Annotated in this window: 24 protein-coding genes and 1 pseudogene; 4 read left to right on the top strand and 21 right to left on the bottom strand. The window is 28.8% G+C overall.

What is annotated here, in order from left to right; translation table 11 throughout:
- The 15 genes and pseudogenes from AXE85_RS04490 to AXE85_RS08265 form a co-directional block, all read right to left on the bottom strand.
- Complete coding sequence (locus tag AXE85_RS04490; RefSeq protein WP_062173403.1) at positions 1-3,675, bottom strand: phosphoribosylformylglycinamidine synthase; 3,675 nt, start codon at positions 3,673-3,675, stop codon at positions 1-3.
- Entirely contained in the window at positions 3,665-4,711 is a 1,047-nt protein-coding gene (locus tag AXE85_RS04485) for a 5-(carboxyamino)imidazole ribonucleotide synthase (RefSeq protein WP_062173401.1), read from the bottom strand. Before AXE85_RS04485 ends, AXE85_RS04490 begins: the two co-directional genes overlap by 11 nt.
- Positions 4,708-5,184, bottom strand: coding sequence for a 5-(carboxyamino)imidazole ribonucleotide mutase (purE, locus tag AXE85_RS04480; protein ID WP_062173399.1), 477 nt, complete (start codon positions 5,182-5,184; stop codon positions 4,708-4,710). Before purE ends, AXE85_RS04485 begins: the two co-directional genes overlap by 4 nt.
- Positions 5,185-5,971: 787 nt before the next feature.
- Complete coding sequence (locus AXE85_RS04475) at positions 5,972-7,348, bottom strand: ISL3 family transposase (protein ID WP_062171995.1); 1,377 nt, start codon at positions 7,346-7,348, stop codon at positions 5,972-5,974.
- A 153-nt stretch (positions 7,349-7,501) separates the two neighbouring features.
- Positions 7,502-8,230, bottom strand: coding sequence for a type 1 glutamine amidotransferase (locus AXE85_RS04470; protein ID WP_062173397.1), 729 nt, complete (start codon positions 8,228-8,230; stop codon positions 7,502-7,504).
- Position 8,231: 1 nt separating this feature from the next.
- A complete protein-coding gene (locus tag AXE85_RS04465; RefSeq protein WP_062173395.1) occupies positions 8,232-9,533 on the bottom strand; it encodes a Mur ligase family protein in 1,302 nt (433 codons plus the stop codon).
- 14 nt (positions 9,534-9,547) lie between these two features.
- Positions 9,548-10,264 carry a response regulator transcription factor gene (locus tag AXE85_RS04460; protein WP_021752818.1) on the bottom strand — a complete coding sequence of 239 codons (717 nt, stop codon included), beginning with the start codon at positions 10,262-10,264 and terminating at the stop codon, positions 9,548-9,550.
- Positions 10,265-10,286: 22 nt separating this feature from the next.
- Positions 10,287-11,018 carry a pseudouridine synthase gene (locus AXE85_RS04455; protein ID WP_062173393.1) on the bottom strand — a complete coding sequence of 244 codons (732 nt, stop codon included), beginning with the start codon at positions 11,016-11,018 and terminating at the stop codon, positions 10,287-10,289.
- Positions 11,019-11,028: 10 nt separating this feature from the next.
- On the bottom strand, positions 11,029-11,577 hold the full coding sequence (gene scpB / locus AXE85_RS04450) for an SMC-Scp complex subunit ScpB (RefSeq protein ID WP_062173391.1): 549 nt from the start codon (positions 11,575-11,577) through the stop codon (positions 11,029-11,031).
- A 1-nt stretch (position 11,578) separates the two neighbouring features.
- Positions 11,579-12,280 (bottom strand): segregation and condensation protein A, encoded by a 702-nt coding sequence (locus AXE85_RS04445; protein ID WP_062173389.1) that lies wholly within the window; start codon positions 12,278-12,280, stop codon positions 11,579-11,581.
- A 10-nt stretch (positions 12,281-12,290) separates the two neighbouring features.
- A complete protein-coding gene (locus AXE85_RS08630; RefSeq protein WP_231723818.1) occupies positions 12,291-12,821 on the bottom strand; it encodes a tyrosine-type recombinase/integrase in 531 nt (176 codons plus the stop codon).
- A 38-nt stretch (positions 12,822-12,859) separates the two neighbouring features.
- Positions 12,860-13,192, bottom strand: a complete 333-nt coding sequence (locus AXE85_RS08625; RefSeq protein WP_231723749.1) for a site-specific integrase — start codon at positions 13,190-13,192, stop codon at positions 12,860-12,862.
- Between the two features lie 96 nt (positions 13,193-13,288).
- The gene (locus AXE85_RS04435; protein ID WP_062173386.1) at positions 13,289-13,990 is read right to left on the bottom strand and encodes a YoaK family protein; all 702 of its coding nucleotides are present in this window, start codon (positions 13,988-13,990) and stop codon (positions 13,289-13,291) included.
- A gap of 22 nt (positions 13,991-14,012) precedes the next feature.
- Positions 14,013-14,897, bottom strand: a complete 885-nt coding sequence (locus AXE85_RS04430; protein WP_072520413.1) for an NUDIX hydrolase — start codon at positions 14,895-14,897, stop codon at positions 14,013-14,015.
- Between the two features lie 404 nt (positions 14,898-15,301).
- Positions 15,302-16,252, bottom strand: a pseudogene (locus AXE85_RS08265) (DDE-type integrase/transposase/recombinase); the annotation flags it as partial.
- A gap of 190 nt (positions 16,253-16,442) precedes the next feature.
- On the opposite strand from AXE85_RS08265, the gene AXE85_RS04420 reads away from it, so the two are divergent.
- The 3 genes from AXE85_RS04420 (at position 16,443) to AXE85_RS04410 (ending at position 17,638) form a co-directional block, all read left to right on the top strand.
- On the top strand, positions 16,443-16,631 hold the full coding sequence (locus tag AXE85_RS04420) for a DUF2929 family protein (RefSeq protein ID WP_021752811.1): 189 nt from the start codon (positions 16,443-16,445) through the stop codon (positions 16,629-16,631).
- An 87-nt stretch (positions 16,632-16,718) separates the two neighbouring features.
- On the top strand, positions 16,719-17,192 hold the full coding sequence (locus AXE85_RS04415) for an NUDIX hydrolase (RefSeq protein ID WP_106388777.1): 474 nt from the start codon (positions 16,719-16,721) through the stop codon (positions 17,190-17,192).
- An 11-nt stretch (positions 17,193-17,203) separates the two neighbouring features.
- A complete protein-coding gene (locus AXE85_RS04410; RefSeq protein WP_197415944.1) occupies positions 17,204-17,638 on the top strand; it encodes a thioesterase family protein in 435 nt (144 codons plus the stop codon).
- On the opposite strand, the gene AXE85_RS04405 is transcribed toward AXE85_RS04410, so the two are convergent.
- On the bottom strand, positions 17,588-18,349 hold the full coding sequence (locus AXE85_RS04405) for a hypothetical protein (protein ID WP_231723748.1): 762 nt from the start codon (positions 18,347-18,349) through the stop codon (positions 17,588-17,590). The genes AXE85_RS04410 and AXE85_RS04405 overlap by 51 nt on opposite strands.
- 15 nt (positions 18,350-18,364) lie before the next feature.
- Positions 18,365-19,051 carry a 2,3-diphosphoglycerate-dependent phosphoglycerate mutase gene (gene gpmA / locus AXE85_RS04400; RefSeq protein ID WP_062173384.1) on the bottom strand — a complete coding sequence of 229 codons (687 nt, stop codon included), beginning with the start codon at positions 19,049-19,051 and terminating at the stop codon, positions 18,365-18,367.
- A gap of 522 nt (positions 19,052-19,573) precedes the next feature.
- On the opposite strand from gpmA, the gene AXE85_RS04395 reads away from it, so the two are divergent.
- The gene (locus tag AXE85_RS04395; protein ID WP_062173382.1) at positions 19,574-20,203 is read left to right on the top strand and encodes a helix-turn-helix domain-containing protein; all 630 of its coding nucleotides are present in this window, start codon (positions 19,574-19,576) and stop codon (positions 20,201-20,203) included.
- A gap of 53 nt (positions 20,204-20,256) precedes the next feature.
- Here the strand turns inward: AXE85_RS04395 and prmC are convergent, their stop codons facing one another.
- The 4 genes from prmC to AXE85_RS04375 all read right to left on the bottom strand — a co-directional run bounded on the left by prmC (position 20,257) and on the right by AXE85_RS04375 (position 23,134).
- Positions 20,257-21,096 (bottom strand): peptide chain release factor N(5)-glutamine methyltransferase, encoded by an 840-nt coding sequence (gene prmC / locus AXE85_RS04390; RefSeq protein WP_062173379.1) that lies wholly within the window; start codon positions 21,094-21,096, stop codon positions 20,257-20,259.
- A complete protein-coding gene (prfA, locus tag AXE85_RS04385; protein WP_062173377.1) occupies positions 21,096-22,184 on the bottom strand; it encodes a peptide chain release factor 1 in 1,089 nt (362 codons plus the stop codon). Before prfA ends, prmC begins: the two co-directional genes overlap by 1 nt.
- A gap of 13 nt (positions 22,185-22,197) precedes the next feature.
- Positions 22,198-22,776, bottom strand: coding sequence for a thymidine kinase (locus tag AXE85_RS04380; RefSeq protein WP_062173375.1), 579 nt, complete (start codon positions 22,774-22,776; stop codon positions 22,198-22,200).
- A 112-nt stretch (positions 22,777-22,888) separates the two neighbouring features.
- On the bottom strand, positions 22,889-23,134 hold the full coding sequence (locus AXE85_RS04375; RefSeq protein WP_003145327.1) for a type B 50S ribosomal protein L31: 246 nt from the start codon (positions 23,132-23,134) through the stop codon (positions 22,889-22,891).
- Positions 23,135-23,266 lie beyond the last annotated feature (132 nt).

Raw genomic sequence — 23,266 nt, 5'->3', positions numbered from 1 at the left:
TTATTCTTCCCCTTTAAAATAATTTACACCATTTTTAAAAATATCTTGTTTTATTTTTATTGTATTAGTTTTATATAGAGTTTTTCCATAACGCTCACTATGCCCCATTTTTCCTAATATTAATCCATTTTCACTTATTAAACCTTCCGTAGCCAATAACGAACCGTTTGGATTAAATTTTCCGTTTAAAGTCGCATTACCGTTGAAGTCGCTATATTGAAAAGCAATCAAATGTTTGAATCTTTCAATATTTATTCCGACTACTTTTCCTTCACCATGGCTGAACACAACTTCATGTTGTTCGCCAATATTAAAATCTTGTAACCAAGGAGAATTTGTGTTGGCAACACGTGTAAAGGCTGTTGTGGAAATATGTTCATAGCTATCATTACGATACAAAGTTAAATCATCTTTTGTTAATTCTCTAATTTCTCCATATGGAATTAATCCCGATTTTAACAATGCTTGAAATCCATTACATATGCCTAAAATTAATTTTTTTTCAGCTAAATGTTTATGAATTGCATTTTTAACTTTAATATTTTTTAAGAAGTTAACAATATATTTAGCGCTTCCATCCGGTTCATCACCACTAGAAAATCCACCGGGGAACATAATAATATGTGACTTCTCAATAGCACTCACAAACTCATCTATTGATTCATTAATATCATTTTTACGGGTATTTCTTATAACTACTGTTGTAGGGGTAGCCCCCGCTTCTATAAATGCTCTTTCGCTATCATATTCACAATTTGTTCCCGGAAATACTGGAATAACTACTTTTACATCTTCTACATATTGAGGATAGTACACTTTTTTATTGTGTTCGGTATGTAGATTTTCAACAGTTCCTCTATCTTCATTTTGATATATTGGATAAATGTCATTTAATGTTTTAGTATAAGCATCGTATATTTCTGTACGCATAAATACTTCATTATTAATGATTATTCTTTCACTGACAACCCCTAATTTTTCAAAAGGTAATTCTTTTATCGATTCTACTACCAGTGATGCCGGATCAAAGTTTAAAATGTTATCTTTAGCTACTTCAAATCCCAAATCATTACCTAAAGACATTTTAACCAACGATGCAACTATGCTGCCTTCTTCTTGGACATATGCTGAAACAATAGTTCCATCTTTAATATATCTACCTATTTTTTCATAATTTTTTAAAGTTTCTTTAATATTCGGGTATCCTTTTTCATCTTTTATTACAGGAATATGATACAAATGATTACCTATTGTTTTTAATTCCGGCGTTATAACATCTTCTATTTTTATAGGAGTACAAGCAAATGAAATCAATGTTTCAACTACATCTAAATTATTGAACGTTCCTGACATACTGTCTTTACCACCTATGCTAGGACGACCAATTTCTTTTTGAGCATAAATGCTACCCAATAAACTTTGAGTAACTTTTCCCCATTTTGTACTATCTTTACCCAATTTTTCAAAGTATTCTTGGAATGAGAAGTAAAGACTTTCTGTATTTCCTCCTACTGCATATACTTTAGCGACCGATTCTAATACAGCATATATAGACGATAAAAATGGTGAATAATGAGAAATTTTCGGAATAAATCCATAAGTCAAAATTGTTGCCGTATCACTTGTTGAATGGAGTGTCGGTAATGCCTGAACACTAGCTTGGACCGGTGTTAGTTTATTTTTTCCAGAAAATGGCATAAGCACCGTACTAACTCCGATTGAGGAGTCAAATTTTGATGCTAAACCTTTTTGACATGTAACATTTAACTCACCCAATTCAGATAAAATATTTTTTCTTGATACATTTTTATCTATAAAAGGATTTTCTCCCATATTATCTTTTAGTGTCGCTACTGCACATTGGCGAACACCGGCTGTTTCTAAGAAGTCAGCCCCCATATCTACTACTTTTTCCCCATTGTAATACATTTCCAAACAACGTTTATCAGTAACAGTTGCAACGTGAGAATACTCAATATTTTCCTTTTCACATTCTTTAATAAATTTTTCATAATCTTTCTTATCAATTGCCACCGCCATACGCTCTTGTGATTCACTGGTAGCTAATTCCGTTGCATTTAATCCTTGATATTTAGTTAAAACCTTATCTAAATGAATCTCTATACCGTCTGATAGCTCTCCAATGGCTACACAAACACCACCGGCACCAAAATCATTACATTTTTTAATTAGTTTCGTTACTTCCGGCTTTCTAAATAAACGTTGTAGTTTTCTTTCTTCGGGAGCATTACCTTTTTGTACTTGGCTTGACATTGTTTCCAGTGAATTATTAGTATGTTCAAGACTTGACCCACTTGCACCTTGAATACCATCACGTCCGGTACGTCCACCGATCATAACAACAATATCCCCGGCTATTAAACTCTCACGTTTATAATCACCGTCTTTAACCGCTCCAACGACAGCACCTACTTCCATATGTTTTGCCACATAACTGTCATCATATAGCTCTCTAACAAAAGTAGTAGCCAAACCAATCTGATTACCGTAAGATGAATTACCATGTGCTGTACCTTTAGCTATTTCCACTTGTGGTAACTTATACGCTAACGTATTTTCACGTTTTTGCAAAATATTTCCGCTACCCGAAATACGCATAGCTTGATAAACATAACTACGTCCTGATAACGGATCACGAATAGCACCACCGATACAGGTACTCGCTCCACCGAAAGGTTCGATTTCACTCGGGTGATTATGCGTCTCATTTTTGAATTGAATTAACCAACGTTCATTTTCTCCGTTATTTTTAATAGTTGTGAAGAAAGAGCAAGCATTAATTTCCTCACTAACTTCAATATTTTTATCTTTTAATACTTTAACATGATATTTACCGATAATACTAGCCATATCCATTAATGTTAAAGGTTTATCTTCTCTTCCTAAATCAGATCTAATTTTTAAATAATAATCAAAAGCGTCTTGCATTTCTTTTTTAAATAATTCCGATTTGATATTAACTTCTTCTAAAATAGTTTCAAAAGTCGTATGACGACAATGATCACTCCAGTAACAATCTAATACATAAATTTCAGTCTCTGTCGGATTACGTTTTTCTGATTTAAAATAATTTTGAATAAAAATTAAATCCTCTATATTCATTGCCAGTGAAAATTCTTTTTTTAGATTTTCTAAATCTTTTTTTGTAAACTCTAAAAAACCTGTTAAATTTTTTAAGGGTGTCGGCTCAGAGTTTAGATTAAATTCTAAAACAGATAAATCTTTTTTCCGTGCTTCTATAGGATTTACTAAATAATTCTCAATCAATTTTAGTTCATCTTCGGTTAATTTTTTGTCAAAAATAACTAGTTTTCCACTTCTTACTGTCGTTTTACTTTTTGCATCAAGCAACTTAATACTTTCTTCTGCACTGTCGGCCCTTTGATCATATTGAGCCGGTAGCACTTCATATGCGAAATATTTTCCGGTTTCTAATTCAATACTTTCAAATACTTCATCAACAACAATTTCAGAAAATACAGAAGTTTTTGCCAATCTATATGTTTTTTCATCTATATTATAAATATCATAAATAACGTACAACTTAACTTCTTCCAGTCCCAGATTGTATTCTAAGTTTAAATTTTCTTTAAGTTGCAATTCTTCTTTATTATATCCACTACGCTTTTTGACAAAAATTCGTTTATTGTTCATCATAACCTCCTAAAATGATATTTCCGTAAAAGTTAATATGCCCTACTTTTCTATTTTTACGCGGTTCTTTTTCATACAAATGTAAAAAACCATGCTTTTTTGTAATTAAATTTTTAAAATATTCTAAATCTTGACCGAGTATATTATATAAAGTTGTTTCTCTGTTTTGTATTTTGCCAACACGCAAACCGCAAATAGCCTCAATATGAGCTCTAAATTGACTCTTAGTAGCTGATTGCATTGTAATATGTCCGGAATTATGAACTCGCGGAGCAATTTCATTAAAAATTACTTTCCCGTTACTAATAAAAAATTCTACTGTAAGAACTCCAAAGTATTCTATATTTTCCAAAATTTTTCTTGTATATTCTATTGCTAAATTTTCTTGCTCTTCAGTTGCGGTAGTCGGAACTTTTGAACGAAATAATATATTATTTTTATGTTCATTTTCTACAACCGCAATTATTTGAATATCAAATTTATCTTTAACAGCTACAACCGATATTTCTTTATCCAATGTTATTAATTCTTCTAAAATTGTATATTGTTCAATCTCTTCTTTTTTAGAAATTATTTTTTGACCTTTTCCATCATAACCGAAGCGGACGGTTTTCATAAGATAAGTTTTTTCTATATCAATATTTGTGTCTTCTTCAATATAAATATAATCAACAGTTGGAATATTCAACTTATGAGCAAATTCTTTTTCATAGTACCTATGTTGCGTGATTTTTAAAACCTCAGCACTTTGAACTATATTATATATTTCCTCTAATTTTTCTAATACCATTGCATTAATATTTTCAAATTCAAATGTAACAACATCACTTACCTTACATAATTTTTCTATACTTTCCGTATCATCAAACGATGCTTCAATAAAAATATCACTGAATTGTTTTGCGCAACAATCAAAACTCGGGTCTAAAATAGCAATTTTATACCCCATTTCCTTGGCACTCATAGCCAACATTCTACCCAGCTGTCCACCACCAATAATTCCTATAGTTTTTTCCGGTAAAATAGTTTTAATCATAATGTCATCTCTTCCAATACTATTCTTTCTTGTTCTCGTTTAAATTCTTCATATTTATCAGCATATTTTTTATTAGTAATTCCTAATATTGATAAAGCACTTATTGCAGCATTTTTTGCTCCTGCAATACCTATTGCCATAGTTAAAACCGGAACACCTGCCGGCATTTGTACTATAGAATACAAAGAATCTACTCCACTTAAAACACTGGACTTTATCGGAACACCAATTACCGGTAAAGTTGTCATTGATGCAACCATTCCGGGTAAATGAGCAGCACCGCCTGCTGCCGCTATTATTAGTGAATAACCATTTGTTCGTGCATTTTTTGCAAAATTAACCAATAAATTTGGTGTACGGTGTGCACTAACAACCTTTTTATCATAAGGAATCTCAAATTCATCTAATAATTTACATGTTTCTATCATTGTTTTATAATCCGAGTTTGAACCCATAATAACAGCTATTTTCATACATTAAACTCCTTTTTTACCACTAACGTCCGTTTTATAATAACATATCTTAACAATATAAATTTTAATGTCCGTTTATATTTTAAATTATACTCCCATATATAAATTAAATCAAGTATAAAACGTATTTTTTTATTTTATTTTTAGTATTTCATTTCATAATATGAACTTTTATAATAATATTCAATAAAAAATATATATTTTACACATTAATTATTAACAATTAAATATTTTATATTTTAAAATAATTATTTGTATTGGTTAATATATGGTTATATACAAAATTCTCTGTTTTATCGTTTTAAAACGTATATATTATTTTATAAATATTTTAGCAATAGTCAGTAGTGGTATGAACGCCTACAACTAACCTAGGTTAATTCTAGAATTAAGGTGTGCAAGGCTACTCTAATCTTTACGAACAAAGTGAGTAAAAGATTAGTTAGTAGCTACTGCCACGGGTCAGCAGTTGATACTAACGTATCATCTGCAACCTATGGTTTTGACGATACTAGTGTCTTTGCATACGTCACTTCTAATATTTATGATGTGCAAATAGCACTCATAAATAAAGAATTGTCGCATAAAATTCTCCAAAAAAATACCTTTATCATTTTTCTATTACCACTACAAACATTGCTATTAGGCTCGTTGCTATTCTTCGTGGTGGATTTCTTAAAATTGTATCCCCACTATATAATCAGCAACAAAAAATATTTTGTATATAAATATATAATAAAAGGCTCTGTGTCAAATACGGGGCATGAGAAAAAATAAGGATAAAATGCTAAGCAATGCAGTGTTGCTTGGCATTTTTCAAAACGCCCTTAAAAGAAATATTATTTTTATACTCAGAAACAAATAACCTAGAAACAACTAAAATGCGTAATCTAAAGTTATAAAAGCTATTATAACCATAAGAAACTCTCTTTAAAACCTTTATCTTATTATTAATACCCTCCAAAGAACCATTAGAAATAGAATACCTAACACTATTAAGCATATACTCTTTATCTTTTCTCATAGTATTAATAGCCTTACTAACACCATCAGATAAATCGATAGTAGATTTTTCAATTAATTCTTTAAACTCCAACTCATTTCTATACCTTATTGCATATCTAATATCCTGAACTCTCTCATAGCTAGCCTTAAATATACAATCTAATCCTAATAAATAATCTAAAATATCACGTCTAGTAACTAAACTCCTAAAACTCCTATTAAAGAAAAACCTACCATGAGTAACATTACTTTCATCTTCTAATATTAACTTCCAATTATTTTTTAAAAGAGTATAATTAATACCTTTTTGTTTTTTGTAAATATTCATTAGCTTAACTCTAGTTCTATTAAGTTCTCTATTAACATTTTGAATAATATGAAACCTATCTATAACAATTTCAGCATTAGGAAACTTATTTCTAATCAACTTCATATAAGGAGTATAAATATCAATACAAATAGCCTTAACATTACTTCTAGCCTCTTTAGAAAATCTGGAAAAATAATTATTTAAAATATACTCAGTTCTACCATCAACTATATCAATAATCTCATGAGTTAAAGCATCTAAAAAAATAAAACTCATACCATTTTTACTATCTTTAGTAAACTTTAACTCATCAAAGCATAAATACTCAGGTAAGGTATTATAGTTAAGAATGTCTACATGGGATTTACATTTATAAAGAGTTCTTATAACAGTATTAACCGATACATTATTCATTTTGGCTATTTGTTTAAAAGATAAAGTATCAGCTAAATCACTCATTATAGAAAACTTAACATTTTTAGAAATACTACAGTATTTATCTACAAAAGAAGTAGTAGCTACAAATTTTTTATTACAAGTTTTACACTTGAAACGTTGCTTTCTTAGTTCCAAATAAGCAGGGATACCTGATATTTTTAATAGATTAATTCTAGTAAGTTCATTAAAGCCGTTTTTAACTACAGTATAACCTTTATTAAGACAACCACAGCATTCACACTTCTTGGGTTTATATGTTAAGGTACCTTTGAATACAAAGTACTTTTGATTATTTTTTATAGTTTCGTTATGTGTTTTCTCAATAGTTATATTTTTATCTTTTATTTGTAGTAGGTTTTTAATGAATTCTCCCTCTTTTATTTCTTTTGTTTTTGTGTTAAAATTATTCATGACAGATATCCTTTCATAGTTTATTTTTTTTTGCACTTTAATTATATTGGATATTTGTCTTTTTGTATATTAAAAAACAATACGGGGTATGGATTTTTTTCATGCCCCGTATTTATTATACAACCTAATAAAAAAGCAGTATCGCTACTGATACTACTTTATATTTTTCCTCAATAATTCTACCATATGGTTGTTAGCAATAAATTCAACATCATTTTTTAATGGTTTCCACTCATAATTTCCATACTTATTATCTAATGCAGCTTTAATTAAATAATCAGCCACATTAGGATTTTTTGGTAAAATTGGTCCGTGAAGATATGTGCCTATTAAATTATTATACAATAATCCTTCTTTTTTATCATAATCATTATTTCCAAATCCAACTATAACATTACCTAGCGTATTATAATTATGATATGTTCTACCTCCGTGATTTTCAAAGCCGACGATATTTCCAAACATTTCCGATTCAACTAGTATATTCCCTATTAAACGTGGTGCATCTTTCTTCGATTCCGTATAAAAATTTAAAATATTTAACCCCGGCAATTTAACACCATCCACAGTTTTGTAATATTCCCCTAAAAATTGATAACCTCCACAAATAGTTAATGCCGGCACTCCGGCTTCTATGGCTGACTTAAACTCATTTTTTATCTTAGAAAATTGTTCAGTTGCAATGCACTGTTCTCTATCCGAGCCACCACCAATAAAGAACATATCACAGTTTGATAACTTTACACCATCCGTTGAAGTTATATTTTCTATTTTAAGATTTATACCACGCCATTCACATCTTTTTTTGAGTGCTATAACATTTCCAATATCACCATAAAGATTTAATTTATCAGGCATAAAATGATACAATTTCAATTCCATTTTAATTCTCCAATTCTTTTTGAGTTTCTATCAGTGCTGTATAATTCGGTATTACAATAGAATATTTTTCACTGTATTTTTTTAACCTCGCAACTGCCTCTTTTATATTTTCCAAAACTACTATATTGGCATTAATCTCACTGTATTTCAACCTTAATGCAAGTTCCTTGGCACGTTTACCTGAACAAATAATATTATTAATATTTTGAGATGCCAATATATTAAAATCAGTATCCCAAATCCATGAAATATCAAAACCGTCTGCACCGTTATCATTTAAAATCAATAAATAATTTATTCTCATATCTATTGTTTTTCCGATAGCTAATGAAGCGTTAAGTCCTGCCGGATTTTTAGCAAGGTTTAACAATGCAGTTGTTTTGCCGGTAATCTCAATACTTTGCATTCGCCCATTTTTAGAGGTGTAGCTTTCTAAACCTTTTTTAATTTTTTCTTTGTTTAATCCTAAAATATTTAACAAAGTATATGCTGCTAAGATATTGTAAATATTATAATCCCCGGCTAATTTCGTAGAGAAACTGTCTTCATTATTTACACTTAATGAAATAAAAGGTTTTAACTCAGCATAAGTTACTGTATAATCAGGATTAGGACGTGAAAATCCACAATTTGGACATTCATAATATCCAAGCTGACTATAATGAATATAACTATAAGTTAACTCTGTTCCACAATTCGGACAAAATTTCGATTCAGAAATTCCATAATCTGAAAATTTATACGCATCTTTACTTATACCAAAATATATATTATTTTTTCCGTATTTAGCAAGTCTTGTTACAAAAGGATCATCACTATTCAAAATAAGTTGAACATTTTTACCTTCTAATTGCTCCCCTATTGTTGCTATTAAAGTATCAATTTCTCCAAAACGATCTATTTGATCTCTAAAAAAATTATTAATAACAAACCTTGTAGGTGTTATATACTCCATTACCCTTTTTATGGATCCTTCGTCTATTTCTATAATTGCTAACTTTGTATTATTATTTGACTGAACAGCAAATGTTGAAATAATTCCATCCAGCATATTAGCTCCCTCAAAGTTATTTACAAAATTTATTCCCGCTTTTTTTAACGTATGTCCTATTAAATTAGAAGTTGTCGTTTTACCGTTAGTACCTGTAACAAAAACTATTTCATCAAATTGTTTTGCTAGCTTTACTAAAATATTTTTGTCTAATTTTCTTAGTACTTTTCCCGGTAAATCTGTTCCTTTTTTCCCAACAAGTTTACTTGTATTTCTTGTTAATTTTGCTAAATTTTTATAAAATGATAGCATTGGTTCTCCTTAATCTACAAACTATTTAAAGACGTATCAAATTTATAGCCAATACCCCAAACAGTAGTTATCATTTGTGCTACTTTAGGGGAAATTTTAGCTATTTTTTTTCTAACCCTCTTTATATGTGTATCTACAGTTCTAAGATCCGTATAGAAATCATAATTCCAAACAGCTCTCAATATTTCATTTCTCCTAAATGCTTTATCCGGCGATTTCGCCAAAAACATCAGTAAGTCAAATTCTTTCGGTGTTAAAAATATCTCGGTATCATCTACGATAACTTTATGTGAATTAACATCAATTATCAATCCCGGGAAAACTAAGACATCTTTTGTATATAACTCCGGTGTATAAAATACACTTCTTTTTGTTCTCTGTAGAATAGCATTCACCCTTAACATAAGTTCTCTTGGACTGAACGGTTTTATCACATAATCATCAGCACCAAGCTCAAAACCTTCCACTCTACTTTGCTCATCAGCTTGTGCTGACATAATTATTACCGGAGTGGCTTTCGTTTTTCTAAGTTCGGTTAATATAGTTTTCCCATTAAGCATTGGTAAATGAACGTCTAATAAAACACAAGAATAATCCATATATTTTAATCTTTCAAGTCCATCCTGCCCATTATCAGCCTCATCAACAATATATCCTTCCTTTTCAAGATACATCACCAATAATTTTCTAATTCTTTCTTCATCATCAACTATTAAAATTCTTTCAGCCACTTAAAAGCTCACCCCCTATAATCTACTTATCACCGTTTTTAGCCTTATTTATTAATCTCTTAACTTCATGAATAGTTAAAATGCGATATTCACCTTTTCTTAACCCCTCCAAAGTTAAATCCTCAATTGATTCACGTTTTAATTTTAATACTTCATAACCCAATGCTTCAAACATCTTTCTTATCTGTCTATTTTTTCCTTCATGAATAGTAAGTCTAACTAAGGTGTTGGAACTTTTATTTTTATTTTTTACAATACTTACTTCTGACGGAGATGTTTTATAATCATCTATTTTTACTCCGGAACGTAGTATTTTTAAATGTTTTTCCTCTAACTTTCCATTAATTTTAGCAATGTACGTTTTTCTTATTTTATGACTTGGATGTGTAATGAGATTTATAAATTCTCCGTCATTTGACATTATAAGAACACCGGATGTATCATAATCTAATCTTCCTACAGGTACTACTCTTTCATTTACTGCTTCAAAAAAGTCTTTAACACAAGTTCTTTCTTTCTCATCCGCCATAGAAGTAATTACTTTTTCCGGTTTATAAAATAAATAATACCTTTTGTTTTCTTTTAAAAGCCTTGTCCCCTCCACAATAATTATATCACTAGGTTCTGCTTTTGCACCTAATTCTCTTACTACTGAACCATTTACACTGACCTTCCCATCCAATATTAATTGCTCAGCTTTTCTTCTTGATGTATATCCTGAGGCAGCTATTAATTTTTGCAGTCTTTCCGCCATTTTATATCTCCTAATCTTTTAAAAATTTGGTTAATTCATCTTCATTAATAATTTCTGATTTCGGCAATTCTTCCAGACTTTCTAACCCAAAAACATCCAAAAACAATTCCGTTGTTTCATATAATTTCGGTTTCCCGATTGTGTCTAGTGTTTTATTTGATACAATTAATTCCTTATTTACAAGAGAGTATATTATAGTATCACTGTTGACACCTCTTATTTTATCAATTTGAGTCTTTGTTATTGGTTGATTGTACGCTATTATTGCCAATGTTTCGAGTGAAGATTTTGATAATTTTACTAAATTTTTTGAAACAATAGCCTTTTTTATCATATTATATATTTCATCTTTTATCAACATTTTATATAATGAACCATATTTTTTAATCGTTAAAGAATTATTCTTTTTATTATATTCTTCACAGAAAACATTAAGCATATTTTGTGCTTCGGCACTGTCTATTTCCATAAAAGTAGAAAAAAATTCTATTGAAACTCCATCTTCTCCTTTCATAAAAAGAAGTGCTTCTATTGTTTTTCTTGTTTCATCTAATAGCATATTATTCTTCCTTTATTAAATATTTTAAATTTATTTCATTATCATCGATAATACACAGCAAATCCTGATCTTTTATCATACCTAATATACTAATAAAAACAAGAACAATCTCCTGTTTTGTATCATAATAACTAATTAGCTCGGAAAAAAATATTTTCTTTTTTATTTTAAAAATATTAAGTAAAGTGTGTTTCACCTTTTCTAAAGATAACTCACTTCTATAGCTAATTAACGTTTCTTCCGTATTATTATCATAAGATTTTAAAACTTTTTCCATAGCTTTTAATAATTTATCAGAAGTAATCTTTAAATTTCTTACGCTGGATTTATCTTCTATATTATGGCTTTCTTTATCTAAAAATAATTCTCTTTGCTGTTTTAAATTTTGAAGTTTAATACTTAATTCTTTATAATTTTTGTATTCTATCAACTGCTGTACTAATTCTTCTTCTGTTTCTTCTGAATTTATTTCATCAAAAACCGGTAACAAATTTTTACTTTTTATGTGGAGTAATGTTGCTGCCATTACTATGTATTCTTCGGCATTTTCCAAAGAAAATTCTTCCGTATTGTTTATATATTCCAAATAGCTTTCCGTTAATTTTGCCATTGGAATATTATAAATATCTATTTCCATTTTTTCTATTAGATGCAATAATAAATCAAGCGGTCCTTGAAATACTTCTAATTCAACATTATACATTATAAAATCCTTATCTTATCGATTTTCTCGGATGATTTGACAACATTCTTTTTACATTTTTTTTTCGTTGTAATTTTCTAAAATGTAATTTTAAACTGTGAATATTTTTTAAACCTAAAATTTCCTGAACTTCTTCAGCCGGAATTTTATCTTCTAATAGGTGAATTGCTAAAGAATTTCTAAAATTCATAGTATTCAATTCTTTAGTTAGTCCCAGTTCTTGTTGACGTTTTTTGAATATTTTCCAAAATCCTTGTCGACTTATTCCCTCTCCATCATGATTTAAAAATAATTTACACTGATCATCTATATCAAATTTATGTTTTTTTAATTCTTCTATATAATTTTTTATAGAAACTATAGCTTCTTCATTTAGTGGAACAGTTCTAACACCATCCTTAGTTTTATATTTTAAATATCCTATTTCTAAATTCACATCTTTTATTTTCAGATTTATACATTCAGTTGGTTTAATTCCAATAGAATATGATAATTCAAAAATAGCTTTATCTCGATAATCATTTAAAGTACAAGGTTCGATATCTAAAATTCTTGAAATTTCTCCTCGTGTAAAAATAACTAATTCGTCTTTTTCTTTTTATCTATTTTTATATTGATATTTATTCTATCAGAAATAATCTTCTCTTCATACAAATAATCAATAAAACCATGAATAGTCGATATAGTCCTTGATAACGTTGCAGAAGAATATTTGTTATCCTTTAAATAATCAATATATTCTATGACAAATGGTTCATTAAGCCAATTATAATTTTCTAAATCATAACCACCTTCTTCAAGGTATGCCAAAATTTTTTTTATATCTCTATCGTATGATTCAACGGTATTATCAGAAAAGCTTTTACTTCTCAATAAATACTCTTTAAAACCATTTAGTATGTTCTCATTCATAAAAATACCCCCCTAGTACTTCAAAACTATTTTCCCTAAAATTTTATTTCTATACTAAATTATAACATTGCTAAAACTTTATGTAAATATATATCATTATGCTTTTCTCGTAAAATCATTTTGAATAATTTTAACAAAGAAAATATTTACTATAATAACTATTATTGGAGTAAGTATCGCCTTGTGAAAAAAATATTTTGATACTGCCGCTCCAAAAACTACTCCAAATAAAAATACTGAAATAACCAAACTATAAATTAAAAATGGTAATTTACTATTCTTTTGTCTCAAAAATACATATCTATATAAATGTTCACTCATAGAGCGTAAATTGCCCGTACAAAAAACACTGGCAAAAGCAAGATTATTAACTTTTCTAAAACCGTCAAATTGTATTGCACAAATAAACGAAATTACAATCGGTCTAATATCAATACCGAAAATTGTTTGCTTAAGAAAAATAAAAATCAATGCAAAAATTTGAGTAAACAAAAGCATATATATATGTTTAAACATTGATAACTGTTTGTATTTAGATTCAAAACTTTTACTTACCAATACACCGACAATAAACGAAATAATTGGCACGGTATAGTGAATAACTTCTGAAAAATTTCCGTCAACTATCCCTATTCCAACAAAAATTAAATTTCCCGTTTGTGCATTGGCGAATATTCCTCCACAATTAACAAAGGTATATGCATCAAAAAAACCGCCAACTACCGTTAATAGTAAACAGAAAATTAATTGTTCTTGTACCGGAAGATTTTCTTGTATTATATTTTTTCCTAATTTCATACTTTTTCCTTCCTTTTAAACTTTAATCAAATAAAACATCCCAAGTCTCTTGATTATTATAGCAATCAAAACACATTTCTAACTGTTTATAAGTAGTACGTGTTATTGATAAATCAGGCAGATTATCCAAAGAGAAAAACTTAGCATCAGCAGTTTCTGTATTATTTTCAAATTTGTGTTTAATATAATCACATAGAACAAATATTTTTACCATTCCAAATGGAAAATTCACATGATGGTGTTTATTATAATCAAATACGGCAATTAATTTTTTAGGATTAACTATTGCACCTGCTTCCTCACTAGCTTCTTTTATAACATTATCCCTTACAGATCTGTCAACATCTTGATACCCTCCGGGTAATGCCCACTTTCCGTCTAACTGCTCTTTTACCAATAGTATTTTATTGTCTTTTATTATCGCTGCTCTATTTTCAACTTTTGGGGTTTGATAGCCAAGCTCACCGGCAAAATTAATTTTTATTTTTTCCGGCGTAACATTATACTTATAACTTAACATCTCACAAGAAATTTCTCTAATTCTTTCAGCACGTTCTCTATCAAACTTATCCTTACTGTAGGCTAGTGAGCACTGTGCTAAAAATTGTAATTCTTTTGCCCAACTTTGCCATATTCCACTTTCATATACTCTTATCACATCTTCCAAATTTTTTATAAAAATTGAATTTTTTACATCAAGAAAATCATAATCATTTGAAAGTAAAAAAACGTTACTATACTTTGATTTTAAATTATGCTTATTATTTGTCAAAAATAATACGTTATTTTCTAATGTTTCTTTTCCATTAAAAAATTTATAATTTATATTTTTTTCATTAAATAAATTTAATAATTCTTCTGAAATGCTATTCCTCAATTCACCGTCAATTAATAATTTTTCGTACATAACCATCACCTCTATAACTTAATATTATATCACAAAAATTTTCTTTTATGTTACTTTATTAAATTTTTATTTTATAAAATAAAACGGTTTATTTTTGAAAAGTTAAAATTTATTTTATGTACATTTGTAAATGATGTGAGACAAAAAAAGTAAAAAATAAATACCAGATATAATAGAATTACATAGAAGCTAGCTTCTATGTAAACCGTATGAAGCCCCCGACGTAAATTACATTATTTGATTAGATTTGCCAGCTTTAATTCCTTAGAGAACATTTCAGATTTCTAAAACTTATTTGTCAAGGATTTGAAAAAGGCGTAGCCCTTGTCCTTGACAAATAAGTTGTGAAATCTATTATCTAACAAGGAATTATAAAGCCGGCATATTTTTATAGACTCTTTCCGTAGCTCTTTTCTTTTTTCAACAGGAGAAAGCCAATTTAAAGTCTGCATAGGAAGACGGTTAGAGCGATATAGATACTTTTTCATCTGAGATACAAGATCATCATACGAAAAGAAAGATAAATGCCTGTAAAAACGTTCATTATCATTTCTATGACTACGTTCAACCTTACCGTTATGTCTAGGAGTTCTAGGTCTAATAAGTTGATGTTTAATGCCAAGATTATTACACAATACATCAAAAGGGTGTATTCGTTTAGTATCTTTAAAATGCGTAAATTCAAAACCATTATCAGTTTGAATTATCTTAGGTTTATACCCAAAATAATCAATAGCCATTTTAACAAATTGAACAGTAGAATATGATGATTGTTCTTTAAAAGGGAAAATAAATCTTTCCCTAGTAGCTTCATCAATAATAGTATATTGATAAAATTTATCAGGAATTTTTCCTACATAACAACGTTTAGGAACATATTTCACATCAAGTTGCCATTTTTTACCAATTTCAGTAGGTGTGTCATAAGGTTTAGGTTTATAAGGAATTACTTTTTTCTTAGTATCTTTATAAAAGCCTAATTTTCTAAGCACTCTAAATAAAGAACAAGGATGTCTTTTATAACCTTTGTTGAATTTAAGTTTAGCATATAATTCAATCATAGAAATATTAGGATTACGTTTAATAAGATTTTTAATCCAAGACAATTCTTCAACTGTATGGGCGTTAGGGTGAATGGAATGAGGTCTATGAGACTTATCTATAAGAGACTCTTTAGTACCGTCATATTTTTTATTCCAACGCAAAAGAGAGGCTTTTGATATTTTATAGCGCCTACAAACAAAACGAATAGAGTTACCATTTCTATAAGTTTTAACTGCAGCTATTCTTGTTTGTAAAGTATGAGGTATATATCGTTGTGTTTTTTCTATATTTTCTGTTATAATAGTTTTCATAAGAGTAAATTCCTTTTTTTGATTTGTAGGTAACTTCATTATACAGGATTTACTCTTCTTTTTTTTTATTATATGTCTCACATCTATTGTAACACTACATTTTGAAAAGTTAAAATTTATTTTAACATCTTGTAACTTTTTATTATTAGTTGTATAATAGGAGTGTAAACATATTAAAGGAGGGATTAGAATGAGATTTTTAGTTTCACTAATCTGGGCATTTATCTTTTCTTTTGTCGCAATATTTATAATAACATCGATTTTAGGAAGCAACGGTCAAAGTTATTCTGTACAAAATTGTGCTATTTTAGCTGTAATATTTACAGTAGCGGTTGCGTTATTAGAACTTTTAGGATTTGATAGAAAACGTAGTGAATAAGATATAAGTAATAATTTTATCAAAAATTTAGAAGAAAAGAAGTAAAGTTTGTTCTTCTTTTCTTTTTATTTAGAGGGGGATAAATTGGTGAAACGTGTTTTAGCTACCATGTGTTATATAGATGATGGTGAAAATTTTCTTATGCTCAAGAGAACAAAGAAAAAAAATGATATTCATGAAGGATTAACTATTAGTGTCGGCGGAAAATTTGAAGCGGGCGAAAGCCCTGAAGACTGCGTTATTAGAGAAGTAAAAGAAGAAACTAATCTTAATATTACAAAACCACGTCTTAGAGGAATAATTTCATTTCCTTTATTTGATGGCGAGAAAGATTGGTACACTTACGTTTTTACTGCTGATAATTTTAGCGGAACCCTAACAAAAAATTGCAATGAAGGTGATTTAGTTTGGGTGAAAAAATCGGAAATAAACAAAATAAATACATGGGAAGGTGATTATATTTTCTTAGAATGGTTAGTCACTAATAAACCATTTTTTTCAGCAAAATTCAATTATATAAATAAAAAATTTATTAATTATAATGTTGTATTTTATGAATAAAGGAGACTACAATGAATATAGAATTAAATAAACTATTTGAAAAAAATTTTTTAGTAGAAAAACAACACAGTGCTAAAAATATGAAAAGCGGTGATCTGGAAGTTTTAGCTACACCTAGTTTAGTAGCCTTTATGGAAGAGGCTTCAAAAGAGTATCTAAATACTTTTTTAGAAGATGGTTACGGTAGTGTTGGAATTAATATAAATATAAATCATATTGCACCTACTTTAATTGGTAAAACCATTTTAGTCAAGGGATGCATAAAAGAAATAATAAGAGAAAAAATAATTATTTTCTCTTCAATTCTTCCATGCTTGTATTTATTATACAACCTGAAAATTTATATGAAGCACGATTTTTTCATGCTTCATATAATTATACACCTCTTTAGGTTATTACATTTTTTCCAATTCTCTAGCTATTCTATCTATTTCATTGATATTTAAAAAACTATTCGCTATATAAGTTCCTTTTTTTTCTCCTACAGAACGCTCAACAGCATTAGTCATTAAATCCGTAAAAATTTTAACTCTAGTTACTTTATTCTTGATTTCATCTATCTTAGCATAATCCGTAATTTCTGCTGATAAATTTTTAAAATAAGAAATTTCTGAATTTACCTTCTCTTTTATAGTGTTAAATTGTTTTACCCTTTCGCTAATATCACGATTATTATTCAAATCTGTTTCGATAGTCCCTGCCAACTCATCAAATCTAATTAAATTTTTCGAAAAATTCAAAATTTTACCTTTTATAAAAAATTCAGAGTATTTTGTTTTATTAATTGAATAATTTTTATCAGTAACATTTTTAGTGTTAAATGATACCATATTGCCATTTTTTGAAATAATTTCTACGTTAAAATTTTTACCATTAAATTCATTAGCTGATAATTTATCTCCGGAAATTTGTTTTCCTGAAAGTGAATTAAGTTTTAAAGATTTAATAATTGTATTGAAACTCTCGTTATCAATAATTTCTTCATTAGAATAAATTATTAGCTTATTATCATTAACATTAAATTCTGTTTTTTCTAATTCTGATATAGTTACAGAATTTGTAATATTTTCTAATTGTTCTTTTGAAAAGTTTCCCTTATTAGTGCAACCTTGCAATGTAAATGCAACTGCTATTAATATTAATATGTATTTTTTCATAGCTTGTTTTTGAAATTAGAATAATTCCGGCGCTGATATAATATTTAAATTTTCATCAATTTCAAATATCAATGGTGTTCCTGTAGGTAAATTCAAATCTAATATTTTCTCATCTGAAATATTTAATAAATATTTAATTAATGCTCTTAGACTATTACCATGTGCTGAAATAAGAACATTTTTTCCATCTTTAATCTGTTTAGAAATATCACTTTGCCAATATGGTAATACACGATCAATAGTAAGTTTTAAACTTTCTCCTGTTGGGATTTCATCAACCGGAATATCTTTATATCTATCAATATTACCGGGATACATTTCACTAGTTTTATCTACTTGTGGTGGTGCTACATCAAAACTTCTTCTCCAAATATGAACTTGCTCAGCGCCATATTTTTCTGCTGTTTCCGCTTTATTTAACCCTTGCAAGGCACCGTAATGTCTTTCATTTAGACGCCAACTTTTATACACCGGAATCCATAGCAAATCCAATTCTTCTAAAAATATGTTTAACGTTTTAATTGCACGTTTCTGATATGAAGTGTATGCTACATCAAAAGTTAATCCTAATTTCTTTAGTGTTTGACCACCTTTTATAGCCTCTTGTCTACCTTTTTCTGTAATATCTACATCAACCCAGCCCGTAAATTTATTTTCAAGATTCCACTGGCTTTCACCATGTCTTGTTAATACTAATTTCATTAAGAAACCTCCTAGTTATAATTTATATTCACATTATACAACACTTTAAATAATTAGTACATACTTTAAAATGTAAAAAATATATGTAAACGTTATAGCAGGACTTCTAAAAATTTATTTTTAATAAACAAGATATTTAAAAATAATAAATTTACTTTTTTATACATTTATAAAATTAATTCATTTTTCTGTAATTATAAATAAAGTTTTCTTTATAATTTATCTATGTGTATATTTCTTTCTTTTAACTATTTTTAATTTATTTTTTTCAAAAAAAGTAAATACTTTTGCCAACATAACTAATATAATCAACCAATATAAAAACATAATATTACCTCTTTTCTTAAATACGTAAAACTTAATTTTTTCTCTGTATATATATAATATCATACGGAAAACCAAATTTCAACCGTAAAATTCATATTTCTTTATTTTTTAGAAAAATTTCTCTCAATATCCTTGATTTTAGATACGGTTTACTTTATAATTAAGTTAAGTATTATAAAGAATGGATAGATTTTTATGACTACAATATTTAGCAAACGATTTAAACAATGTCTTAAAGAAAAAAATATAAAACAAGCCGCACTTGCACGTGATACACAAATTACTCCTTCTTCTATTAGCGATTGGAAAAAGGGGAAATATATACCTAAGCGTGATAAACTCATAATTATGGCTGATTATCTTAATGTAAATCCCGATTGGTTGATTGGTGATTCTGAAGATATAAAAATTGAAATTGAGAATTTTGATGAAGAATATGAAGATATTATAGATAATACTCTAAAACTACCTATACTTGGTTCTATTTGTGCCGGAAGCGGTATATATGCAGAAGAAGAATATGATGATCATATCTTTATTGATCAAAGTATGCGAGCGGATTTTGCCCTTCGTGTTGAAGGTGACAGTATGATTGAAGCCGGTATTTTAGATGGTGATATAGTTTTTATAAAAAAAACTCCTACCGTAAGAAATGGTAAGATTGCAGCTGTTTTACTAAAAGAATGGAATGAAGCATCGTTAAAAAAAGTATTTATTACATCTGAAAATGTAATTTTACAACCTTGTAATTCTTCATATGAACCTATAGTTACACGTAATGTTGAAATTATCGGTGAATGCGTTGGTGTTTATCGAGAATTATAAATAAATAGGAATTAACTTTATGAATTAGACCTAAAGTTAGTTCCTATTTACTTTTATTTATATAATATCGCTATGCGATCACGTCCATTAATATCTTTTAGTACCTGAATGCGATAATTAGTCTGTTTTGCTAAGTACACTATCTTATCTTTTTGATTATAACCTATTTCAAAAAATATTACCCCTTGATCCGTTAAATAATGGTTTGCCTGCTCAATAATTTTTCTATAAAAATACATTCCGTCTTCTTCTGCAAATAGTGATAAATGCGGATCAAAATTTAATACATCTTTTTTTAGTGTTATTTTATCTGAATATGCTATATATGGTGGATTTGATACAATAATATCAAACTTATCTTCTATTTTTTCAAACAAATCAGAATTAATAAATTTAACATCACTTTTCAAATTTACAGAATTTAACTGTGCAATATTAAGCGCCTTACTACTTATATCACTTCCTACTATACTTATTATGTGTTCGGATATTTCTTTTTGCAAAGTTATTGCTATAATACCACTCCCGGTACAAAGATCTAATATCTTTATATTATATAATTTTTGTTTTTTCACATAGTCTATAATTTTATCCACCAATTCTTCTGTTTCCATTCGTGGTGAAAGGACATCACTAGTAACTTTAAATTTTCTATTATAAAAATATTCAAAACCGGTTAAATGGCTTAGTGGTATATCTTCCGCTATGTGTTTATTAATAAGGTTAAAATATTCTTCTTCAGTTTTTTTATCTAATTCACTTGATATTTCTTTATTAAATGTACTACTATTCTCATCTACTAAATACATTAATAAAAATCGCGCTAAACTTTCTTCTTTGGCATGCTTTCTCAAAAGAAAACAAGCCTTCGTCATAGCTTGTCTTCTTTTCATTACAGTTCTTCACCTTTATTTAATTCTGCCATTTTTTCAGCTTGTTCTGCTATACGAAGTGCTTCTAATATTTCCTCAAGCTTACCTTCCATTATTTGATCAAGTTTTTGAATAGTTAAACCTATTCTATGATCTGTAACTCTGTTTTGTGGATAATTATACGTTCTAATACGTTCCGAACGATCTCCCGTTCCAACTTTGGATTTTCGTTCAGCATCAAATTTTGCTTGCTCTTCTTGTTGATATTTATCGTAAACACGAGCGCGCAAAACTTTCATTGCTTTTTCTTTATTTTTAATCTGTGAACGTTCATCTTGCATTGATACTACGACACCTGTTGGAATATGTGTTAAACGTACGGCTGACATTGTCGTATTAACAGATTGTCCTCCAGCTCCACTCGAAGCAAACGTATCAACACGAATATCATTTTCATTAATTTCTATTTCAACCTCCTCAGCTTCCGGCAATACTACTACTGTAGCAGTTGATGTATGAATACGTCCGCTTGATTCTGTTGTCGGAACACGCTGCACACGATGTGCGCCGCTCTCGAATTTCATCTTAGAGTACACATCTTCACCGGAAATAATAAAAATCACCTCTTTGATGCCGCCAATACCCGTTTCAGAACGTTCTAAAATATCAACTTTCCACCCTTGTGATTCTGCAAAACGTGTATACATACGTAGCAAATCTCCGGCAAATAATTGGGCTTCATCTCCACCTGCTGCACCTCGAACTTCCACAACGACATTTTTACCATCATTTGGATCTTTTGGTAATAGTAATATTTTTAACTCTTCTTCCATCGGTGCAAGCGTCGGTTCCAATTCTTTGATTTCTTCTTGCATCATTTCTTTCATTTCTTCATCTGTTTCAATTTCAAGTAGTTCTTTCGTATCAGCAATTTGTTGAACTATATTTTTATATTCTCTAAATACCGATACTGTTTTTTCAATAGAGCGTTGTTCTTTTGAATATTCCATTAATTTTTTTGTATCACTTACAATATCAGGATCACTTAACAATTCATTAAGTTTTTCATAGCGTTCTTCTACTACCTCTAATTGACTTAATATTTCCATCATTTTCTCCTTATTATTTTTCTATTTCGTGACAATGACGACATCTAGCCTCATATGATTCGCTAGCACCAATTACTACGACCGGATCATCGTAACGTGCCGGTTTTCCGTTTATCAAACGTTGACTTCGACTAGCTTCTTTCCCGCATTTATTACATACAGCATGTAATTTTGTCACCATTTCGCTTATAGCCATAATTTCCGGCATTGGATAAAAAGGTTCTGCTTTAAAGTCCATATCAAGACCGGCTACAATAACCCTAATACCGTCATCAGCCAATTTATTTATTATTTCTACTATTGATTTATCAAAAAATTGTATCTCATCAACACCTATAATATCATATTTTTCATCTTTTATGTAGTCAAAAATTTCTTCTGCTTTATCGATACTGATTGATTTATAGCTATTTCCATTATGAGTAGATACTTTATCTTCTTCATATCTGTTGTCAATGCTAGGTTTAAATAATAAAACTTTCTGCTTAGCTATAACCCCACGTTTTATTCTTCTTAATAATTCTTCAGATTTTCCCGAAAACATACTTCCGCAAATACATTCTATCCAACCAAATTTTCTATTTTCCACCATATTATAATCTCCTACTGCAATATATTTTATTGCACAATATAAAATTAGTTTAACTAATCATATACATAGAATAAAAACAGACAATCCAAAAAGAAATGCCTGTTTTTTAATCTTACTTGATACCGTATTTTTTGTTGAAACGTTCGATACGACCATCTGCTTGAGCAAAACGTTGACGTCCTGTATAAAATGGATGTGTATCTGAACTAATCTCAACTTTTAATAATGGGTACGTATTTCCATCTTCCCACTCTATAGTTTCTTTAGATGGTTTTGTTGAACCGCTTAAAAATTTGAAACCACTAGTAGTGTCCATGAATACAACTTTACGGTAATCCGGATGAATTCCTTCTCTCATTATTATCTTCTCCTTCTGCCCTGAACACTTTAAATATGAACAGAGTTATTTTTAAGTGAGTTAATCACATACCTATTTATTATAAATAATCCTTCTAAAAAAATCAAGTCATTTTACTAAGAAATATAATTT

The organism is Gemella sp. oral taxon 928 (assembly GCF_001553915.1).
Taxonomy (GTDB): domain Bacteria; phylum Bacillota; class Bacilli; order Staphylococcales; family Gemellaceae; genus Gemella; species Gemella massiliensis.
The sequence above is the reverse complement of the archived record's forward strand: the minus strand, read 5'-3'. Positions and strand labels throughout refer to the sequence as shown.